The organism is Pleurocapsa sp. FMAR1 (assembly GCF_963665995.1).
Lineage (GTDB): Bacteria > Cyanobacteriota > Cyanobacteriia > Cyanobacteriales > Xenococcaceae > Waterburya.
On record NZ_OY762512.1, the window covers coordinates 2,140,389 to 2,163,231 of the forward strand.

Here is a 22,843-nt window from a genome sequence, read left to right on the forward strand (position 1 = left end):
TTATCTAGTTGCTATTGTTTATATCCCCGCTTGATTTCTACCATTATCTAATTCGCGATCGCTTCTATCTAAAGAAAGGTTTGTATTGAGTGAAGTTATTTTTTGAATGAGTATAGCTTATTCTTGCCTAGTCCAAAATACACAACAATTACGGCTGAGATTGTGAATTAAGCTAAACTAATCAACTAAACTATTTTTCAATAATAATTTTGTGTTGCAAGTAAATCAACCAAACCAACAGCCTGGACTATTTGGATTAAAATACTCAAATCGAGACTTTACACAGAAACAAACTTGGGGGAAAAATTGCTTTAACTCATCATTTCCAGCTTCTCTCTGCTCTTACGTTTACAGCCGTAATTTCGACAATATATATCTCAAACTAGACTCAAATTTAAAAGTTATACATTCGACCATCAGTACAGTAGAGCTTTATGGAATTAATCCATTATCAGATAATTTGTTTTATGCTTTTGAAACTCAATTTACACCTTATCAGCAATACTTAATTGGCACTCTTCCAGGTGTCGATCTAGTTGCTCAAGCAAAAGACACAGGAATTTGTTTACAAGCTCTCGAAATCAAATTAACTGCTTTACCCGACCAGACAACTTGTGAATTACCCGAAGATTTATATGGTTGCGAAATTGTTATTCGACCAGACACAATCGTTTATCTTGCTTGCAGTATATTAGATACATTTAAAAATAATTTAAATCTGCTTAGAGAGCTAATAAACGAAGATTTTGATAATATTACGGATTGGTCTGATCCACAAATCATAATATTATATGTATCCAACATAATAAATATTCTAGATTCAATTGCGCTTTCAATTGTAGATGTTCAAAAGCCTTTATTGATGCAACCTATTTGGAAGACTGAAGGAAAATCACCTAAACTTTCAGAATATTGTTTAGATGTTTTTGTATGGAGTAATCTGGCTTTTACTAGGTTATTTATAGATTTGGCTAAAGCAGAAATAGATTTATATGGTACAGTAAAATCCATTAAAAGGCATACTAGAACAATTATCTGGATTTTTAAAATGATTTATGATTTTAGTATCAACAACTCTTTTAATCATAAACAAATAATAGATAATCTTTCATACAATACTAAAAATGACAAAGCGTTTGCCGTTAGTGGTCGGGTTACACACATATATATGAAATCTGAAATATTAAAACAGCCAAGAATTAAAAAAACCGAAATTAAAGAAATTATTATAGGTGGAGGACAAAACTTATTAAGTCCAGAAAGGCGTTTTGATGCTATTGTGTATAACTCGCCTGATTTATTTGATTAATAGATTAATATTTTATTCGGTATGAAAACGGTAGATGTATTTGCTGGCTGTGGAGGTTTATCTCTTGGATTTCAAAATGCAGGTTTTGAGATAGTAGCTGCTTTTGACAATTGGATACCAGCAATTGAAGTTTATCAGGACAATTTTAAACATTCAATTCTTAACAAAGATTTATCTAAAAAAGAGTTTTATGAAATTATTGCCAGTTTTAATCCAGAGATGATTATAGGAGGACCTCCATGTCAAGACTTTTCAAGTGCAGGTAAAAGAAATGAAAATTTAGGCAGAGCAAATTTAACGCGCTCATTTGCCAATATTATTTCTTTTGTTCGACCTAAGTGGTTTGTTATGGAAAATGTTAGTAGGATTAAAATAAGTACAACTCTACCAAAAATTATAGATTCATTTAAAAAAAGTAAATATGGCTTAACATCAATAGTAATAAATGCAAGTTATTGTGGAGTACCACAGGCAAGAAAACGTTACTTTCTAATTGGTGAACTTAATGGAAAAGACAACTCTTTAAAAGATTTTTTAAATAAAAATCTTGCTAAAAAACCTATGAGCATTTTTGATTATTTAGGAAATGATTTAGGTGTTGAATGCTATTATAGACATCCCAGAAGTTACAACAGAAGAGCTATTTTTAGTATACATGAACCTAGTCCAACAATAAGAGGAGTAAATCGTCCCGTACCAAAAACTTATAAGAAACATAAAGGAGATGCTGCCGATGTTAATGATAATTTACGTTCTCTAACCACGATTGAACGAAGCTACATTCAAACATTTCCCAAATCATTTAAGTTTAGGGGTAGTAAATCTAATTTAGAGCAAATGATTGGTAATGCCGTTCCTGTTAAACTTGCTGAATATGTTGCCTCTTGTCTTGCTGAATATATGTCTGATTCTCATTTTTGTTTTCACAAGCAATCACCTGCAATTCAATTAAAGCTTTTTGAGCATATTTAAACACAGAAATAGCAAAAATTTTTACCCAACCGTTACAAATCCAAAATCTTTAACAACTCCAAAATTACGCCATTTGTCCAACCAAAGCCAATCTCATTAGAACTATAGCCAAAAAAGATTTCATTGGAAACATTAGCCGAACAAGCGCAAACATCATATTTTTCTACTAGCGTCCCAGTTTTATTAAATTCTTGAACTGCCATGGTCAAAAATTTGCCAGCAATACGTTTAGCATCTTCTTCGTAACCGTAGCGCAGCAAGCCCTCGACAGCAATTAAATTTAAAGGCGCCCAACCAAAAGGGGCATCCCATTGATTTCCACTAACGTGAGTACTGGTAAGAATTCCTCCTGCTACTTCAAACTTAGCTAAATTTTGGCAAACTCGTTGAGCCTGTTCATCAGAAGCAATACCCGTCCACAAAGGATAAAAAGTTGTAGCGTATTCGTATTGCCGACGTTTGCCAGTACGGAAATTGTAGTCAAAATAAAGTCCTGCTTCCTCATCCCATAAAAACTGGTTAATTCTCTGCTGGCGTAAAGAAGCGCGATCGCGCCATTGGACTGCTACTGCATCATAACCGAGAATTTCATTTATTTTGGCGGTATCTGATTCCATTTGAAATAGTAAAGCATTAAGACATACAGGAGCGTAATGAATAATATCAATACTAAAAGGACCAAAACGGTTAGTGATATCAAATCCCGATTCTCGCATCGAGCGATCGCCTTGATAAAATAACTCGCTTAATTCATCCGTCTGGCGGTCGTAATATAGGTCAACATCGTAATCGTCGAACTGAAACTCGCGGTAATATTCCTTGACGCGATCGTAATGAGTTCTTCCCCGTTCATCTATTTCTGACATTACCACTTCAGGAGCAGCACCAGATCCCAAAGCTGCATAATGAGAAAGTCCCGTACTAGGATTAAGATGAGGTGGTACATTCCAGTAATAGTAGTAACTTTCGATAGTCGATAGCAAAGAGCGCAACCATTGCTTATCTTGAGTCTGTTCATAGACTTTTAGAATTGCAGGAGTAAATATGGGAGGCTGCGATCGCGTCAAAAAATAGGTACGATTAGCATTGAGGATCATTCCATAATGCTCAATTTCATAAGCAAATTGATCGACCATATTTCTAGCAAGCTCGATTTCCCCATCCAGCAATAGCCCTAAAATAATAAAATAGCTATCCCAGCCATACATTTCGTTAAAACGTCCGCCAGGAACTACGTAGGGATGGGGTAGATAGAGCAAACCATGTTCTTCTATTGATTCTACTTCAGCAGGTAAAACTCGCAATTCAAGCTGTTGCCACTCTTCAGGAGTCAGAATTTGCTGTAGAGATGTTTTGATGCGATCGAGATCTTCTTGTGGTGAAACATAAACTAACCAAGATTGCTCTGATTTATGCTCGATTTTAGGATCTTTTGCTGCTACTAAAAGGTCTTTTTGGGAACGAGTTAAAGTTTTCCAAGTATGTTTGATGTAAGTTTTGACTTTTTCGATGTCTGTAACCTTAGGCAGTTGTTGGAGTGGGAATTGATTGGTCATCTCTGCTTAATTTTAGCTGTAAATATTTAGCTTAAACTGTTCTTGACTGCTGATATTGCCAATTGTGACCCAATATTCGGTTATAAGTTAGTATATGAGTTATAAATCCAAGGCTAAAGCTATAGGATTCGATTCTTCTAATCCGCTTCAAGCTTCCATAAAAAAAACTGGCTTTCGTTTAAATTTGTAAAATGTCTCAAGCACCAGACCAATATTTAGCTCCAGAAGAGTCCGCTGATGTAGAGGCAGCACTGCTTTCTTCTGCGGAAAAGTTTCTTACACGGTTGACTATTTCTTCTCAAAGATTGCTGCAAAAAATTGCCCAAGATTATCAAGTTTCCGTTGAAGAACTAAATCATCAGCAGATTATTCAATGGTTTGAGAACGATAGTAAAATCAAGCGCGAACAGGGAAACGATGCTGGATCTTTAAAGTGGTAAACACAAGATTATTTGATGAAGTTAAACGCCTCAATGGATTTTTGGCTTCTTAGATATCCTCGTAAGCTTTACAATAGAACATAAATTTAAATCTAAAATTCTTGCTTAGAGCAATAGTTAGTTACTATGCAAACCCTGGATAATCTTAATCTTACTAATACACCCGCCTTTGACACTACTATCCACAGACGAAAAACTCGTGGCGTAAAAGTCGGCGATATTACTATTGGCGGTAACAATCCCGTAGTAGTACAGTCGATGATTAATGAAGATACATTAGACATTGATGGCTCAGTAGCAGCAATTCGTCGTCTACATGAAATTGGCTGCGAGATAATGAGAGTCACAGTTCCTAGTATGGCTCATGCTAAAGCTCTAGCACAAATTAAACAGAAGTTAGCTCAGACATATCAAACAGTGCCTCTGGTGGCAGATGTACATCATAACGGCATGAAAATTGCTTTAGAAGTTGCCAAGCACGTTGATAAGGTGCGAATCAATCCAGGGCTATATGTCTTTGAAAAACCAAAAAGCGATCGCACTGAATATACTCCCACAGAATTTGCTGAAATTGGTAATAAAATTCGTGAAACTCTAGAACCCCTGGTAATCTCTTTGCGAGAACAGGGTAAGGCAATGCGAATTGGCGTTAATCACGGTTCTTTATCTGAGAGAATGCTGTTTACCTATGGTGATACTCCAGAAGGCATGGTGGAATCAGCCCTAGAGTTTATCAAAATTTGTGAGTCTCTCGATTTTTATAATATTGTCCTTTCTCTCAAAGCTTCTCGTGTTCCCGTAATGCTGGCAGCATATCGCTTGATGGTGCAGAGAATGAATGAATTGGGTATGGAATACCCTTTACACCTGGGGGTTACCGAAGCGGGGGATGGGGAATATGGCAGAATTAAATCTACTGCGGGGATCGGCACACTTTTGGCGCAGGGCATTGGTGATACTATTCGCGTTTCTTTAACAGAATCTCCTGAAAAAGAAATACCCGTTTGCTACAGTATTTTGCAGGCTTTGGGATTGCGAAAAACCATGGTGGAATACGTAGCCTGTCCTTCTTGTGGTCGTACTTTATTTAATCTTGAAGAAGTTTTACACAAGGTGCGGGAGGCAACCAAACACCTTACAGGGTTGGATATCGCCGTCATGGGCTGTATTGTCAATGGTCCAGGGGAAATGGCTGATGCGGACTATGGATATGTGGGCAAACAACCAGGCTATATTTCTCTCTATCGTGGTCGAGAAGAAATTAAAAAAGTACCTGAAGATCGAGGTGTTGCGGAATTGATTAATTTGATCAAGGCTGATGATCGTTGGGTAGAACCAGATTGAGAGGATTAGAAGTAAAAAGTAAGAAGTAAGAAGTAAAAAGTAAGAAAAATTTTATTTCCAGAACTTTTGAGATCACAGCCATCTTATAGCTGAGAATTGCATACTAAAGCTAGACAATTGGGGCAGGATAAATTTATTTATCTGTTAACTATCTATGATGACTTTAGCTTTAGTATGTGTCTTGGCTTTTAGTGGAGGAGGGTTTTTGGGGAAAAAGCTGGCTGCTGCTGGCATTACTTCAGACAATGCTTTAGAAAATTATCAAAAGCCTTTAGTATGGTTGTTAATTGCGATCGCACCCTTACTCGGTTTATTGATCGTTCTTGATAAATTTAATCTTGCTCCCTTCTTACCCAAGATTTTTCCGCCCCTGCTTTTAATCTATTTGGCGGGTTATTTTAATGAGGTTCTTGTTGGCTTAGGCTGTTTCTTTTTAGGTTTATTGTTGCTCTTAGAAGTTTCTGGCAAACGTTCGAGGCAACAGATAGCTCAATTATTAGTTGCTTTAGGTGCGATCTCTTTTGCCCTGAGTATTCTGCTCTTTTTTCTTCAGCCTGTTCAGGCTTTGGTTGCTCAACCCAAAATTATTGACAATGTTGTCTTGCAAACAACTCCCTATACTTGCGCTCCTTCTACTATTGCTACCCTAGCTCGCTACACCAAAAGACACCCTAACATAACAGAACAAGAGGTAACCAAGATTACGAAAACTAATCGTTTTGGCACTACAACCTTATCGGAGATCAAAGCAATGGAAAAGTTGGGTTTAAATCCTCAGTATCGTCATAACTTGACTATTGATGACCTAATTGCTACAAATAAACCTGCTTTGATGCACGTCAAAGAAAAAAGCAAAACAGGCAAAGGCGTTCGATTTTCTCATGCCGTTGCGCTGTTATCTATCAACCCTGAGCGAAAGTTAATTTTAATTGGAAATCCCCTAGAAGGGATGCAAATCAAACCCTTTGAGGATTTGGATGAATATTGGTTTGGTGAAGCTATATTAGTCCAATAGTTTTAATAGAGATTTTCGATTAAAGTATCCAAATGCGATCGCTCGTGAGTCGCCATTAAAGACAGGCGGATACGGCTAGTAGGTACGGTGGGAGGACGAATAGCAGGAGCAAAGATGCCTGCATCCATAAGCTGTTGGGCTTTATTTAAGGCTGCTGCTGGGGTATCAAGAGCCATACAGAGAATAGGCGACTCTGAAGGTAGAAGCTTCAAGCCTGATAGCTGGTGCTTAAGATAGCTAATATTTTGCCATAGTTGTTTACGTCGATCTGGTTCTTGCTGGACTATTTCAATGGCTGCGATCGCTGCTGCGGTATCGGCAGGAGATAAAGCGGTGGTGTAAATCCAGCTTGCTGCACGATTACGTAAAAAGTCAATTAAAACCGCACTTCCTGCCACGTATCCTCCAAGGCTGCCTAAAGCTTTACTAAGAGTACCAATTTGAATTAATTCTTTGCCCGTATTGAAGTGTTCTACGCAGCCAGCACCACTATTGCCCAAAACTCCTGTGCCGTGAGCTTCATCAACTAAAAGCATACACTCAAATTCATCCGCGATCGCCATCAATTCAGGCAAAGGACATAAATCCCCGTCCATGCTAAATACACCGTCGGTAGTAATTAGACAGCGACGATATAAGCTGCGGTTGATTTCTAACTTTTGGCGCAAGTCGGCAACATCGTTGTGATTGTAATCAATTGCCGTTGCCCCACTTAAGATTGCTCCTTTTTTAAGGCTAGAGTGATTATACTGATCCCCTAAAATTAGATCTCTTTGCCTCACTAAGGCTGCTACTGTACCCAAATTGGCTAAATAGCCAGAACTAAACACCAAAGCGTCTTCGGTTTGCTTAAGGGAAGCGATCGCTATTTCTAATTCTCGATGTAGTTCTTTATGCCCACTGAGTAACCTAGAACCCGTACTGCCAGTTCCATAGGCTTGAGTAGCATCTACCGCAGCTTGAATCAGTCTAGAGTCCCCTGCCAAACCTAAATAATCGTTACTGGCAAAATTAACCACAGACTTACCTGATAATTCTACTACTGCCCCAGGAAGACTGGCGATCGCCTTTACCGAACGATACCAATTTGCCTGATGAATAGTAGTTAAGGATTTATTTAGCCAAGTATAGGGATTTGTCAAAATATTCTCGATATCAAGAAGCGATGCAGCGCGATTTTATTGATTTTCCCAAGGGTACAGACATTATTTAAATTCTCTGTCTGTCTTAAGAGATAAATCACTGCTTATATCCAACGTAAATTTGTTTCTTAGGAGTTAAGTGACTAATCTTCTAGTCATCAGACTAAATATGATGATAAATTTTTGTTACCCATTCAATTTCACCTAATTTCATAACATTTAAGTATAGTTCAATACATATTATCTTGTCGCCTAAGTATTTTCACCAAAAATATATTTGCTTATTTTATAATTTATAGTAATAATACGTAGTGAAAACACAAGACGCTTAATTTGATTTTTATGCAAATCGTTTTTAACTGAACAATTGACGTATAGAGACTAGTTTTTATTCAAATTATTTTGAGCTAACCTACCTACTTACTACAAGTAAGAAAGAATGAAAAAAAACAGACTTTTGATTCTCGGTACTCGCGGCATCCCGGGAAAGCACGGAGGATTTGAGACTTTTGCCGAACGTTTAGCTCTTTACTTAGTTGATAGGGGATGGAATGTAACGGTTTACTGTCAAGCCGACAGCAAAAAGTTTCCAGGAGCAGAGGTTTATTACAGTGTTTGGCAGGGAATCAATCTGGTTCATATTCCAGTTCCCAAAAACAACTCTTTATGGTCAATTTTATTCGATCTAAAAGCGGTTCTTCACGCAATAAATCGAGAAGGAATTGTTCTTACATTAGGTTACAACACCGCCATCTTTTCGCTGTTATATCGTCTGAGAAAACGAGTAAATATAACTAACATGGACGGTATGGAATGGTGGAGAAAGAAATGGAATTTTCTGGAAAAAGCCTGGCTATATACTAATGAACGTTGTGCTATTTGGTTTAGCGATTGTTTGATCGCCGATCATCCACATATTAAGCATTATTTGCGTCAAGAAATCAAAACTTCCAAGCCAATTGTGGTAATTCCATATAGCGCGCAAATCGTAACTCAGGCTGATAAAAAACTACTAAATAAGTATAATCTCGTTTCGAGAAAATACTTATTAGTAATTGCTAGGCCAGAACCAGAAAATTCAATCTTAGAAATCGTCAAGGCTTTTTCCAAACGACAGAGAAACTTGCCTCTAGTAATCTTAGGGAATTATTCACCAGAAAATTCTTATCATCGAGAAGTTTTACAATTTGCAAGTGAAGAAGTAATGTTTCTTGGGGCTATTTATAATCAAGAGATAGTCGAATCTTTGAGATATTATGCCCGCCTATACGTACACGGACATCAGGTGGGTGGCACTAATCCATCTTTAATAGAAGCATTATCCGCAGGTAGCCCAGTCTTGGCACACGGTAATTCTTTCAATTCTTGGGTAGCAGGAGAAGGGGCTGCTTATTTCAAGGATGAGGTAGATTGCGATCAGCAGCTAACTCAAATATTAAATAATGAAGTAAATTTAGCCACAATGAAACAAAGCAGTTTGGCTCGATATTACGAAGAATTTGCTGATGATCGAGATTTAAAAGCTCATGAAGATTTATTTTTAAAGCAACTTGGCAAAAAGTTAGATAATAAGGCCAATCAGGCAGAACCGATCAAACTTGTAGAAACAAAGAGCAAAAGCATTAATTAAAATGACGATAGTCAGCCTTTATTTTTAACTTGTTGATCGTCAAACATTTGCCTGTTTTTGGCAAAATTTTTGAATGTTCTGGTATCATTTTAAATGATTATCTAAATATAGGAGATTTGATTGGCTAAGTTAAATCAGGCAAGATGCGTCAGCGCGATCAAACAGAGGTTATAAGATTATTTGATATTTGTACCTTTATTAATTGCTATTTAACTCATTTAAATTAATTACAATTAACTAAATATATATCAAGTATTCAAATATGATTAATATTCTTATTGTAGACGATCAAAAAATAATTCGCGAAAAGCTGCGCTATATATTGGAAGGAGCTTCTGATATGCAGGCAGTTGGTATTGCCACTGATGGAAATATGGCTTTGGAACAAATAGTGTTTCTAAAGCCAGATGTTGTATTGATGGATATTGAGATGCCTAATATGGACGGCATCAATGCTACTAAGATAATTAGTCACCAATTTCCTAATACCAAAGTTTTAGTTATAAGCAATTTTGATAATGAAGAATATGTTACCAAATCTTTAGATGCGGGAGCAAAAGGTTACTTGTTGAAATATTCTCTAGAAGCAGAATTACAAAACTCAATTAGACTTATTAGTCAAGGCTATTCGCAAATTATTGGGTCAGGGTTGACGCGTCAATTGGCTGCGGTAACCTCAGATGAAGTTAATTCATTTACATCCAACTCGGCTAGAAAAAATAGCTCACAATCAAACAGCTTTAAAACTGTAGATTTGAATTCTATGAACGGGCTGGATTCAAATTTAGATGATAGCGCGCTCATTTATCGAAAGGAACCATTACCAGAAATTGAGTCTAAAAAATTCAATTGGAAACTTTGGCTGTCTGGTTGGGCTGTTGTCAATGTTTGCATCTGGACTATAATGCTTTTCTATTTGAAAAGTAAACCTCCTATATACACCAGCCAATGGTCAGTAATTTTACCCGGAGTAACGAAAGTAGACTTAAATCTACCAGATGTTGGTCAAGCTCAATTCAGTGTTGCTGATTCGGTTAAAGATATAGATCCTCGAAATAATATCTTATATATAGCCAGTAGTTCACCGGTATTATCGAGAGCGGCTAAGTTAGTGGGTATTCCATTAGAAGATTTTGGCGAACCAGAAATTGAAACAGTTGATGATTCTTCAATTATTACCTTTAGTATTGTAGGTAATACTCCAAAACAAGCCCAATCTAAAGCGTTTGCTCTACATAAGTCAATGCTTGAACAAATAGATTTTCTGAAAAACGATCAGGCAAAACAGCAAGCAGAAGAAGCTAGAAACAAAATACGGTCTGAACAAGATAAATTAAAACAGTTACAACAAAGATTAAACAAAGGCAAAATAGATTCAGATTTAATCGATCCTGAAAAACTCAATAATCTTGCTGGAAGAGTTGAAGATTTACGTCAGCAAAGAAATCAAGCTGAACAAGACTTACAGGAAGCTAATAGCTCTGTTAAGTTATTATCTGATAGCTTAAATCTTTCTCCTCAGCAAGCAAATGATGCTTTAGCTCTTAACGGCGATCGCCTATTTCAACAATATTTGCAGCAATACGCCAACATTAGTGGGAATTTGGTAACTCTGCAACCCCAATTTACCAATAATGCTCCTGTAGTCCGCAATGAGCAAGAAAATTTACAAGAAGTTGAAACTGCTCTTTCAAATAGAGGTAATTTTCTTTTAGGGAAGCCAGTCGAACGTTCGACTTTAGAACGCTTAAATCTCAAAAGTTCTAGTGAAAGTCGCGATCGCGAAAGTATGGCGCAACAATTAGTGACAGCAAGTAACCAGCAACAAATTCTAACTGTCAGAAAACAGGCTTTAGATAAACAAATTCAGGAACTAAATAACCGTCTTAATTCCCTTGCTAAAGAACAATTACCGTTAGGAAATCTTCAACGAGAAGCTGAATTTACTGAGGCAGTTTTGTCTTCAAAAATAGCTCAGTCTGATGTAAAAGATAATTCTTCTACTTTTCCCGTCGTGCAATTAGTGTCAGCACCCGAATTACCTGATGAACCTGATGATCCTGGTACAAAAATGGTTTTAGCTAGTCTTATAGCTTTCTCTGTTCTTACTCTTACTGGTTTAATTCTTTTATCTAATGAGAAAAAAAGTTTTTGGAATGAATAAAATTTTGTTTCAATTCGCTGGAGTATTAATTAGGGTCATTTACAATCTGCTGTATTGTAAATTTTAGATATAAATTATTTAAATTTAATTGTTAATAGCTGGATCTTAAAAAATAAATTTCGGAAATTAGATTACTATAATGAAAAATACTCCATTAGTTTCCATAATTATTCCTGTTTATAATGATATAGAACGTTTGAAACAGTGTTTGGCTGCACTAGAAAAACAAACCTATCCTCAAGATTTATACGAAATAATTGTAGTAGATAATGCCTCGGATGAAAGTATTGCAGAAGTTGTTAATGAATATCACCAAGCATCTACTATTTGTGAAGCACAACCTGGTTCTTATGCTGCTCGCAATAAAGGGATATCTATTGCTAAAGGAGAAATATTTGCCTTTACCGATTCGGACTGTATTCCTGCTTCTGATTGGATTGAAAATGGAGTTACAGCGTTAAAAAATAATCCTGACTGCATCATTGGCGGTAAAATTAAACTTTTCTTTCGCGATCCTAGTCGTTTAACGGCTGTTGAACTATATGAAGACTTAACTGCTTTTCCACAACAAATACACATAGAAAGAGATAATTTTACTACCACAGCTAATTTATTTACCTATAAAGCAGTTTTTGACAAAGTAGGTAAATTTAATCATAAATTAAAATCAGGTGGCGATCGAGAGTGGTGTCAACTTGCTTATCAACAAAGCTATGACATTAAATATGCTGAAAAAGCAATTATTTTTCATCCCGCTAGACATTCATTTCAAAAAATTTATCATCGAAATCTTCGTGTGGCAGGAGGAAAAGTTGATCTTTATCGAGAAAAGCATAAAAACAAAAACCATGTCTTTAAATTAAAAGTTATTAATGAGGTTGCTCGAAACCTCTTGGTAATTCCTAGGGATGTTTTGCTGGTGGCAATTAAAGATAATTACTCAGCATTTCAAAAAATTAAAATACTTTCTATTTTATTTGCCTTAAGATGGGGGCTTAACTCAGAAAAAATGCGAGTAATGATGGGAGGAAAATCTCACAATTATCAATAAATTCAGGTTATTAAGCCAACGGAGCAGTGGTGAACTTGGTAACTGTATCATATTTAATATAAAGTCTTTGAATAAATTTTTTTTCAACCTTATTTTTTGGTTCTAAATAATATTTAACGTTTAAAAGAACCAGTTTCATTACATTTATCAATGCAAAAACCATACCTAGTAATCTATTACTATCTTTGATTATGAAAAAGCTAAAGGATAGTCTTCTTAAAAGCTTCGTTGGTGTAATGGGTATAAGAATTGTAGCTTCAGGCTTGGGTTTTGTACTTAATGTTTTATTAGCTCGACTTCTCGGGGTAAAAGGTCTTGGTATTTATACATACGCTTTGGCATGGCATCAGTTACTATATATTCCAGCACTTTTGGGACTAGATAATTTATTAATACGGGAAGTTGCCATATACACAAGCCAATCTTCTTGGGGTTTGCTTCGAGGAATCTTACGTTGGTCTAACCAGATGGTATTAATAAGTTCCGTTAGTATTGCTTTAATTGCGATTGCAATTGCCTGGAACTTTGGCTTTGAAGATAAAGAGATGCTGCTGACATTCTCTTTAGCTATGTTGCTATTACCAATAGCGGCGTTGAGAAACGTCAGACTTGCAACAATGAAGGGTTTGCGTTTAGTAATCATGGGACTAATGCCAGAAATGCTTATTGTCCCCATAGTAATAATAGTTTTAACGGGATGTTTGTATTTATTTGTTGACAAAAACATAACAGCATCTTGGGTTTTAGGAACAAGAATAGTTGCTACACTGATTACTTTTGCGATCGGCATTTACTTATTAAATAAAGCTTTACCAGAACCAGTAAAGCAAGCAACTTGCGAATATCAAATCAGAACTTGGTCGACTAAGCTTTTGCCTTTTATGCTTTTAGGAGGAATGTACATCATTACTTCAAGATGCGACATGTTGATGTTAGGAGCAATCAAAGGAACTGAAGCAGTAGGTCTTTATGGTCCTGTTACTCGGGGAGTGGAATTACTTGCATATATTTTGACGGCTGCTAATAACATTTTGAGTCCAAATATAGCTAGTCTGTACTCAGAAAACAAGCTCGAGCAGCTGCAGCAGTTAGTTACCCGGAGTTCGCGGCTGATGTTGTTGATGTCTTTACCAATAGCTGCCATTCTAATCTTTGGTGGAAACTGGTATTTATCTCTATTTGGTTCTGAATTTGTTCAAGCTAGATCTGCTTTAACTATTTTATGTATTGGGCAATTGTTTAATGTCGCTACTGGTTCAGTTGGTGTTTTGTTAACTATGACGGGAAACGAAAACTATAATCTAATAGGAAGTGTAATTAATGTGCTGCTTAATATTGTTTTGAATCTCTGGTGGATTCCTAACTGGGGAATTTATGGTGCGGCGGCGGCTACTGCAAGCAGCACTATTGTAGTAAACATTGTTTTGGTAATCTTAGTGTACAAAAGAATCGGCATAAACCCTATCGCTTTAGGTCAATTTAAATAGTGTCTAATATATTTAATGTTTTAAATTTTTAAATTTAATTTTGCACGCTAAACAATTATTTGCTTAATGCATGGTGTAACTATACAATCATCATATTATCAAAAACTTTAATCTTAAATTAGCAAAAGTTAAAGAAAAGATAATTCAAAAAAATAGACTTTTTAATCTTACGTTCTTTAAGTAACTTCGATGACATATAAACCTTTAGTTAGCATTATCATTACTAATTTTAATTATGCCAGTTTTTTAGGTGAGGCGATTGATAGTGCTATTAATCAAACTTACCCTAATATAGAAGTAATCGTAGTAGACGATGGTTCTACAGATAATTCTCAACAAATTATTTCTAGCTATGGCGATCGCCTTGTTTCTATATTCAAAGAAAATGGCGGACATGCATCAGCGTTCAATGCTGGTTTTGCAGCTAGTACAGGAGAGATTATCTGTTTACTTGATTCTGATGATCAATTTGTTACAGAAAAAGTGGCAGAAATTATCAAAATATTTAGCGAAAATTCGACAATTGAATGGTGTTTTCATTCTTTGAGCCTGGTAGAAAAATCTAGTGGCTCAGTATTAGCTAGCAGTTACAATGGTCAGTCGCGAGAATGTGATTTTAGACAGCAAATGAAAGATGGTAAGCTATCCTTTTTAGCTCCTGCTACGTCTGGTCTTTGTTTCAAGCGATCGCTATTAAAACAAATTTTACCTGTGTCTGAAGTGCTCAAATTAGATGTAGAACGCTATATAGTTCTTGTGGCACCTGCATTAGCTAAAGGCTTTTATTTAGACAAAAAGCTAAGCATTCAGGGAGTACATCAAAATAATGATAATACTTTTAAAGAAGGAGAAATATATGACAGGAAAAGAGCTTATAGAGCATCAAACATAGCATATTTTATGAAGAAGAAACTACCAGAGTTTTACAAGATTGCAGATAGAACATTTGCTAGAGGACTAGGAGGTTTCTGGAAAATAAAACCTAGATATCCAGAAGAAAAAGAATTAATTGATAACTATTTTTCTAATGCAACTTCACTGTCAAAAACTAAAATATATTTAATAGCTTTATATCATAATAGACCTTGGAAACAGAGAAAATTGCGTAAAATACATGACAAGAACAAACAATAAAAATAATCTATCTAAAGAAAATAATCTGGTAGATTCGGCAATGTATCCTTTACTACTTTTTCTAGTGGTTCTTACACCATTTGAAGATTTTATTCTTAAGTTTTTACCAGTTTCAGATCGGCTTTATTTTTATGCTCGCTTTTTAAGTGAAGGTCTTATATATGCTGTATTTGCTATTGTTTTTATTAGAAAATTAATTAAAGGAGTATCTTTTTCTAGAACTCCCCTAGATTTTCCAATAATAATTTTTTCAGAGATAGTATTGATGTCAATAATCGTAAATAATGCAGGTGTATTTGAAAGTATTGTAAGCGTTAGACCTTTTATCAGATATATATTTTTATTTTATTTGATAGTTAATATAAATATTACTTTAATTCAAGCAGGTACAATTGTACGCTACTTTTTTTACACAGGAGTAGCTCAACTTATTACTGGCATTGTTCAGTTTATAAGTAGGGGAGCAATTGATAGTTTTTTACAGCCAAGAGCTAGCGATATTGATATTGGAGGAGTTACAAAAGATTTTGCAGTCTTATCAGGAAGAGAAATAGGTAGTATTTATGGCGCTGCTGGAGACACAATATTATTTGCTTCCTTTATAACTTTATTTTTAATAATAACTGTCAGTAAAATGTATATAGCTAATCCTAAAATTATTAAACACAATGGATCTCATTTAGAGAAAATTAATAGTAAGAAAGAAAATATAATTTTGGGTATTATAATAGTTGCTACAGTCATTGCAATTGGTTTAACCTATGTGCGAGCCTGTTTGTTTATCGCTCTAATAGTTTTGACAGCATACTCGTTACTAAAATTTTATAATAGAAAAAGAATAGGAATTATAGTAATGATAATTAGCTTATTGCTCCTTATTGCATCAATAAGCATTAACTTTTTTGGTGATTTTCATAGTCCAAAATATATTGGCAATGCCCGTCAAACCCAACAAAGTGTAATTGATAATATGACAGGCATCTTTAGCGAAGATTATATTAAGGTTGCCAGACAACAAAGACTTGGTGCTTTGACAGATATTCCCTCAACTGTAATTTACAATAAGCCATTCCTGGGATATGGACCAAATGAGCTATTAACAATAGAAAATCTTAATAATAGTCCAACTTCTTTTTTAACAAAGGAATGGACACAAGAAGGATTTAAAGATGTTTACTGGGTATCAATTATGGCATTCTATGGTATTGCTGGTTTATTTACCGTAGCATGGATGTTTTATAGATTGTATAAGTGGTCTAAAATTATATATTTTCGAACCCAAAAAACAGTAATTAAAGAAATATCTTTGTGTGTATTAACTATAACTTTAACCACTACTTTTTTACTGTTTTTCAATCGAACCATCGAATTCCGTATTTATGGTTTATATTTTTGGTTATTTCCAGGTTTGATGTTTAATTTGTATAGCAAAGAGAAATTAACCACATCAAAAGAAATATTATAAAAGCAGTTTCTTACTTTTCTAAAAAAAGTATAGAAGCATATTTTATTATTAAGTCAATATACAGTAGAATAACAATTTCAGATGTCTAAAATATTCAAAACAGATAAACCATTAGTATTTATAGTTGGCAATAGCCGTAGTGGAACTACTATGATGGGGCGTATAGTGGGAAAACATTCGGAAGTTTTCACTTTTCATGAGCTACATTTTTTTGAACAACTGCGGACTGTACAAGAACAAAATGACTTTACTTCTGAAAGTGAAGCAGAGCAACTAGCCGCAAGATTATTTTGTATTCAACGAGATGGTTATCTTAACCAAAAAAATCCCAATCGCTTTTTATCAGAAGCCAAAGAGCTAGTTGCTAAAGCCGATGCACAAAATTCAACTTCAGCTAGTATATTTAAAGAGTTTTTATTTTATGAATCAGCTGTGAATAATAAAGTAATTCCTTGTGAACAAACTCCTCGAAATGTTTTTTATATTAATGAAATTCTCAAACTTTATCCAGAAGCAAAAATCATTAATATGATTCGTGACCCGCGCGATGTTCTTCTATCTCAGAAGCGGAAATGGAAACGACGTTTTTTGGGAGCTCATAAAATTCCTTTACGAGAAGCTATTCGCTCTAAAATCAACTATCATCCTATTATTATTAGCAAACTATGGAATTCTTCTATCTATGCGGCAGATAAATTTGCCGATCACGATCAAGTTTATTCGTTATATTTTGAAGAGTTATTAAAAGAACCAGAAGTTAAAGTTAAAGAGATTTGTGATTTTATTGGTATATCTTTTAATCAAGATTTATTGCAAGTTCCTCAGGTTGGTTCTTCTATGGGATTAGACCGACCAGAACAAAAAGGCGTTGACCCAACAAAAACAAAACACTGGCAGAAAGGTGGGTTGAGCAAAACAGAAGTATTTTTATGTCAGCAAATAACTAAAAGTCTTAGAGAAAAACACGGCTATTATTCTACTCCCACTCAATCTAATCCTTTGAAGTTAATTTATAGCCTAATCTCTCTGCCTATACAATTAACTTTGATATTACTTGTGAATTTTAATAGAATGCGAGGATTAAAAGAAGCAATTAAAAAACGTCTAATATAGTTATCTAGCTAATTTATCTATACTAGATGCGCCATTATAAATCCCGCTAAATTTCATAGTTTGATTCCCATAGCAGAGATTAAACATTTATTACAATATTGGTAAAAAATTTTAATGAAAGATAAGCTACTCGCAAGCATAATTATCAACAATTTCAATTATCAATCTTTTTTAGAACAAGCTATTAATAGCGTTCTAAACCAGACTTATCTCCATACGGAGGTGATTGTAGTAGACGATGGTTCTACTGATAACTCACAACAAATTATTGCTAGCTATGGCGATCGCATTACTCTCTTTAAAGAAAATGGTGGGCAAGCCGTCGCTTTTGATAAGGTTTTTTTCTAGATATAAAATTAGCAGTTCGGGAATCATGAAGATAATGGCAATACTTTAAAGAGTGGAAAGATATTTGCACAAAGAAGAGCATATAAAAATATCGTTGTTACTTATTTCAGACAATTAAAATTGCCAAAATTTATTAGATATATTAATAGAATTTTTGCTAAAAGCATCAGTATTTAGTTAAGAAACGGAGTCATCAATAATCTAGGAATTAACTATATAAAGTGCTATTTGTCTAAAGCGTTATGGCTAGACAAAGTTCAAATATCGATTATGACTTTTTATTATCTTTTCAGATTTTTTAACATGATTTCACTAATAAAAAAAAAGCAGATAAGCAAGAAAGAGTGGAAACTTTACAATAAAACAATATAATCGAATTGAATCATCTTAATTTAGTTTCTAATTCTTTTTTTACCATGTCCTATTTGCAAGAACATCAATATCTAATTATTGGCGGTACTACTAAAGCTGCAACAACATCTTTATTTAATTACCTAGCTGTTCATCCGAAAATCTGTGCTGCTACTAGAAAAGAAACTCGTTTTTTTATCGATAACAATTGCTTATTTCCATCACCTGAGATTGACTGGTCACAAGGTTTGGAGAAATACAATACATTTTTTAAGAGTCAATTAGATTCAGAACATATAAGACTAGAGGCTTCACCTGATTATCTCTATTCGTTGGGTACTCCTCAAAGAATTAAGACATCATTACCCAATACCAAAGTTATTTTTATTCTCCGTGAACCAATCTCTCGACTAATTTCTTGGTATAGATATGCTAAACAAAGAGCATTCATTCCCAAAGAAATGACATTTGAGGAATATGTAGAAAAACAGTTTGAACAAGAAAATTCTAATTTAGAAGAACAATCTAGTATAGAGCCAACAGAATTTATTCCACAAACTCACCTTTTCAGTAAGCTCAAACAAGGGTGTTATTCAAATTACTTACAGCCATATCTTGAAATATTTGGTCATGATAATGTCCATATTGGTTTTTATGAAGAATTATGCCTATCTCCTCGTTCTGTGAGCAAAAAAATTTGTGATTTTGCTGGCATTGATTCTGCTTTTTACGATGAATACAAATTTGAAATATTTAATCAGACTAAAACTATGAAAAATCCGAAACTACACGGTGCTTATGAACGCTTTCGTACCAACATTCGAGGATACACGTATAACCTACCCATTCATGTGTTCTTGCGCCAAATAAGACGCCAGTTTGACACACTTTATTATGGACTCAATACAGTTTCTACAGATGAAACAGTTAAAATTCCAGCAGCAATTCAAAAGAAACTCGAGAAATATTATTACCAAGAAAAGATAATTTTAGCAGATCTATTGGCTCGTCCTATTCCCTGGTAACTACAAATAAGTAATTACAAACATAGTAATTATAAATATAAATTAGCCTATTTAACTATTTGATATCTAACCTATAACTAATAAAATATCAGTGAGTCTTACAATCATTAATGCTGGTCAAAATTACCATATTAGAGGTGGAGCGGAGCGATATCAATTTGCTCTTGCTCAGTTGTTACATCACCATGGTCACCAAGTAATTCCTTTTGCTGCAGAACACGCTAAAAACGAAATTACTCCTTGGTCTAAATATTTTCCTAAAAGGGTAGATTTTGAGCAACCAACTCCAAAAGATTTACTTGAATTCGTATATTCAAGATCTGCCGCGCTATCTATGGAAAGTTTATTATACGACCGTCAAATCGATCTAGCACATCTACATATTTACTATGGTCAACTTACTGCTTCGATTTTGTCGCCACTCAAAAAAGCTGATGTTCCTATAGTGCAAACCTTGCATGAGTACAAGATAGTTTGTCCTGTTTATACACTTCTCTCTGATGGTAACGTATGCCAAGCTTGTAATGGCCACGCTTTCTGGCAAGCAACCTTAAAAAGATGTAATAAAGGTTCTTTATCAAGATCGATTTTAAGTACCGTAGAGTCTTATGTTTCTAAAATGTTGGGCTCAGTCAACAAAATAGATCATTTTATAGCAGTTAGTTATTTTCAAAGAGAAAAATTAATTGAATTAGGTCTTCGGGCCGATAAAGTAACTACAGTACATAATTTTATTGATGCATCAGATTACCAACCAAGTACAGCACTAGGAGAATACTTTCTTTACTTTGGAAGATTAGAGCAATCTAAAGGAATTTTTACGCTAATTGAAGCTGCATCGTCAATTAAAGATACTCCTTTATTGATTGTAGGCGATGGCACCGTTCGTCCAAAGCTAGAGAAACTCATTCAAGAAAGAGAGCTGAATCATATAATTTTGTTAGGATTTAAGCACATGCAAGAGTTACAGAAACTTATTCGCCATAGTATTTGTACGATAACCCCATCGCAATGGTACGAAACTTTTGGTTTAACTTTGATTGAATCTTTTGCCCATGGAAGACCAGTAATTGCCAGCGAAATCGGTGGAATGACTGAGATAGTAACTGACGGCATTGATGGTCATCTCGTACATCCAGGGAATGCCGAACAATTACGAGAACGAATGCTGTGGATGGCTGAACATTTGACTCAGGCGAGGGAAATGGGTTTAGCTGGTAGACGCAAGGTAGAAACACATTTTAATCCAGAAAGTCATTATCAAAAATTGATAAGTGTTTACCAGAAGGTTTTATAATAAAAACTGATTAAACGTTTTGCTTATAGTTTTAGAAACTTTGATAATTTGGCAACTGTTAATCAAATATAAGTTTTTTGATTAACTAGTATAAAATCGTTTTATTATTGACTAAATTAATTGCAAACAAATTATTGTCTTATACTCATATACTATTTGTTAAAGATTGTTAAAATAACAAATTTAAAAGTTATCAAGGTTTTTTTGGTTATTCATGTAGATAGTTATACAATCAAACCATTAAGTTAGTTTAGATTTGGAGCTTTTTTGTCTTGGTTTGAAATAGAAATAGACAATGCCCAAATGGATTTACAGCAAATAAAATTAGGAGCAGCTATTAAATATGAAAATAGATAGCAACATTAGGCATTTATCTCAATTCATTAATCTGCTTGTTTTAACACTTATCTTTTTACTAGGAACAACTTCTTGTATAGATAATAATATAAATAATAAAAAATATAATTCGTCCCCGGTTCAAACGAAACAAATTTTTACTCAATCTAATAATTCTCAGCTACTCTCTATAGCTACTCTCTCACCTTCTGTTCGATCGCTTTCACCTAATTATGTATGTTCTAATGTAAATTCTCTGCGAAACAAATCTTGGCACGACCAAAAATTTTGGAATTCAGTTAATAAATTGAATCCGAGAATGATACGTATACCAGGAGGATCTGTATCCAATTACTGGAATTGGCAGAAAGGGGGACTAATAGAAGACATTAGTAGCTTACCTGACGGTTTACCTCGTTTTATGACAAATAAAGACCGTCAATATACTGCAAGTAAACTTAAAGATTTTTATGCTGGATTTGAAACAAATGCTTTAACCCCATTATTTGTTTTGAATATGCTTACTTCCGATCTCAAATCTCAACTAAAAATGCTACAAACAGCAAGAGATTTAGGGATGCCAGTTAAATACGTAGAGCTTGGTAATGAATTTTACTTTGGCACAAAAAATTATCGTAAAATGTTTCCTCGCCCTCAGGATTATGCCAAAACAGCCAATCAATGGGTTTCTGCAATAAAACAGGAGTTTCCTGAAGCAGAAATTGCCGTAATTGGAGTAGGTAGTAGAGGAAAAAATAGCTTAGGCCGACGTTACAAATGGAATGAAGAAATTATCGCCACAACCTTGCCTTTAGCAGATGCCATAACTATTCATAAATATCCTAGCAATGGTTTGGCAAACCGAAAAATCTCAACTGAAAAATATCCTTATTTCCTTAAAGAAGATATTCCGTTTATTTTAGGAGAGCCTTTTGAAAGTTGGTACAAGACTAGTAATACTATTAGGGATTTTCCTGAGAATAAGAAAATTTGGGTTACAGAATACAATCTAATAGAAAAGACTGACACAACTCAAGAAGAAAAAAGACAGAGAATTGCAGGAAGTTGGATTCATGGAATGTATACCTTATCAATGAGTTTGCTTTTCTTAGAAGATCCTCGTATCGAGATAGCCTGTAATCATATGCTGATTGGTAGCTCTCAATTTTCAACTATTCTCACCAACGAAAAAAGCTTTAAAAATCCTAGTGATAAAAATACCGTATCTCAACCTCTTGCCCTCTCAGCTACAGGTTCTAGCTTAAAATTGTTAGGGGATGCTACTGAAGGAATGACTAATGCTCAGAAGATTGATTTTGCCCAGAATTTAACCTTAACTGGTAACGATGAATTTTCTTATCCTGCATTATATGGTTGGATGTTTACTAATGAAACCGAAAAAAGTTCGCTAATTTTAAATTTATCTAATCGTCAAATTGAACTGGAAGTTAGTTCTTTATTTAAAAGCCAAATAAATTATGAAACTATTTCAGGTTCTCCCAGAGACTTGGTAACTAGACCAGGAATATTACAGCAAAAAATAGGTAATACAAAAACAAAAATCATCCTTCCCCCATATTCTGTTACTAAAATGTCTAATAACAAAAAGTAATAATTTTTTAAAAAAGATGATAATATACGAAAAATTTAATAGTTTTTATAAA

Annotated in this window: 18 protein-coding genes; 16 read left to right on the top strand and 2 right to left on the bottom strand. The window is 34.6% G+C overall.

Annotated features, from left to right (window positions below; translation table 11 throughout):
* Positions 1-214 precede the first annotated feature (214 nt).
* Both SLP02_RS10485 and SLP02_RS10490 read left to right on the top strand, forming a co-directional pair.
* Complete coding sequence (locus SLP02_RS10485; protein ID WP_413467362.1) at positions 215-1,309, top strand: HindVP family restriction endonuclease; 1,095 nt, start codon at positions 215-217, stop codon at positions 1,307-1,309.
* A gap of 21 nt (positions 1,310-1,330) precedes the next feature.
* Positions 1,331-2,281 (top strand): DNA cytosine methyltransferase, encoded by a 951-nt coding sequence (locus SLP02_RS10490; RefSeq protein ID WP_319420602.1) that lies wholly within the window; start codon positions 1,331-1,333, stop codon positions 2,279-2,281.
* Between the two features lie 32 nt (positions 2,282-2,313).
* On the opposite strand, the gene SLP02_RS10495 is transcribed toward SLP02_RS10490, so the two are convergent.
* Positions 2,314-3,837, bottom strand: a complete 1,524-nt coding sequence (locus tag SLP02_RS10495; protein ID WP_319420603.1) for a trehalase family glycosidase — start codon at positions 3,835-3,837, stop codon at positions 2,314-2,316.
* A 191-nt stretch (positions 3,838-4,028) separates the two neighbouring features.
* Between SLP02_RS10495 and SLP02_RS10500 the strand changes: the two genes are divergently transcribed.
* The 3 genes from SLP02_RS10500 (at position 4,029) to SLP02_RS10510 (ending at position 6,636) form a co-directional block, all read left to right on the top strand.
* On the top strand, positions 4,029-4,277 hold the full coding sequence (locus tag SLP02_RS10500) for a hypothetical protein (RefSeq protein WP_319420604.1): 249 nt from the start codon (positions 4,029-4,031) through the stop codon (positions 4,275-4,277).
* Positions 4,278-4,403: 126 nt separating this feature from the next.
* Positions 4,404-5,621: a (E)-4-hydroxy-3-methylbut-2-enyl-diphosphate synthase gene (gene ispG / locus SLP02_RS10505; RefSeq protein WP_319420605.1), complete on the top strand. Its 1,218-nt coding sequence runs from the start codon at positions 4,404-4,406 to the stop codon at positions 5,619-5,621.
* 154 nt (positions 5,622-5,775) lie between these two features.
* Positions 5,776-6,636 carry a cysteine peptidase family C39 domain-containing protein gene (locus tag SLP02_RS10510; protein WP_319420606.1) on the top strand — a complete coding sequence of 287 codons (861 nt, stop codon included), beginning with the start codon at positions 5,776-5,778 and terminating at the stop codon, positions 6,634-6,636.
* A 2-nt stretch (positions 6,637-6,638) separates the two neighbouring features.
* On the opposite strand, the gene bioF is transcribed toward SLP02_RS10510, so the two are convergent.
* A complete protein-coding gene (gene bioF / locus SLP02_RS10515; protein ID WP_413467363.1) occupies positions 6,639-7,781 on the bottom strand; it encodes an 8-amino-7-oxononanoate synthase in 1,143 nt (380 codons plus the stop codon).
* Between the two features lie 436 nt (positions 7,782-8,217).
* Here bioF and SLP02_RS10520 point away from each other — a divergent pair, with 436 nt between their 5' ends.
* The 11 genes from SLP02_RS10520 to SLP02_RS10570 all read left to right on the top strand — a co-directional run bounded on the left by SLP02_RS10520 (position 8,218) and on the right by SLP02_RS10570 (position 22,791).
* Positions 8,218-9,408: a glycosyltransferase gene (locus tag SLP02_RS10520; protein ID WP_319420608.1), complete on the top strand. Its 1,191-nt coding sequence runs from the start codon at positions 8,218-8,220 to the stop codon at positions 9,406-9,408.
* A gap of 262 nt (positions 9,409-9,670) precedes the next feature.
* On the top strand, positions 9,671-11,572 hold the full coding sequence (locus SLP02_RS10525; RefSeq protein ID WP_319420609.1) for a response regulator: 1,902 nt from the start codon (positions 9,671-9,673) through the stop codon (positions 11,570-11,572).
* Positions 11,573-11,711: 139 nt separating this feature from the next.
* Entirely contained in the window at positions 11,712-12,623 is a 912-nt protein-coding gene (locus SLP02_RS10530; RefSeq protein WP_319420610.1) for a glycosyltransferase, read from the top strand.
* Positions 12,624-12,814: 191 nt separating this feature from the next.
* A complete protein-coding gene (locus tag SLP02_RS10535; protein ID WP_319420611.1) occupies positions 12,815-14,110 on the top strand; it encodes a flippase in 1,296 nt (431 codons plus the stop codon).
* A 189-nt stretch (positions 14,111-14,299) separates the two neighbouring features.
* Entirely contained in the window at positions 14,300-15,244 is a 945-nt protein-coding gene (locus tag SLP02_RS10540; protein WP_319420612.1) for a glycosyltransferase family 2 protein, read from the top strand.
* Positions 15,225-16,709, top strand: coding sequence for a hypothetical protein (locus SLP02_RS10545; protein WP_319420613.1), 1,485 nt, complete (start codon positions 15,225-15,227; stop codon positions 16,707-16,709). Before SLP02_RS10540 ends, SLP02_RS10545 begins: the two co-directional genes overlap by 20 nt.
* 81 nt (positions 16,710-16,790) lie before the next feature.
* Positions 16,791-17,822, top strand: coding sequence for a sulfotransferase family protein (locus tag SLP02_RS10550; protein WP_319420614.1), 1,032 nt, complete (start codon positions 16,791-16,793; stop codon positions 17,820-17,822).
* 114 nt (positions 17,823-17,936) lie between these two features.
* Entirely contained in the window at positions 17,937-18,170 is a 234-nt protein-coding gene (locus SLP02_RS10555; RefSeq protein ID WP_319420615.1) for a glycosyltransferase family 2 protein, read from the top strand.
* A 416-nt stretch (positions 18,171-18,586) separates the two neighbouring features.
* Complete coding sequence (locus tag SLP02_RS10560; RefSeq protein WP_319420616.1) at positions 18,587-19,546, top strand: sulfotransferase domain-containing protein; 960 nt, start codon at positions 18,587-18,589, stop codon at positions 19,544-19,546.
* A 91-nt stretch (positions 19,547-19,637) separates the two neighbouring features.
* On the top strand, positions 19,638-20,843 hold the full coding sequence (locus tag SLP02_RS10565) for a glycosyltransferase family 4 protein (RefSeq protein WP_319420617.1): 1,206 nt from the start codon (positions 19,638-19,640) through the stop codon (positions 20,841-20,843).
* A gap of 655 nt (positions 20,844-21,498) precedes the next feature.
* Positions 21,499-22,791: a hypothetical protein gene (locus SLP02_RS10570; RefSeq protein ID WP_319420618.1), complete on the top strand. Its 1,293-nt coding sequence runs from the start codon at positions 21,499-21,501 to the stop codon at positions 22,789-22,791.
* The last annotated feature ends 52 nt before the right edge of the window (positions 22,792-22,843 follow it).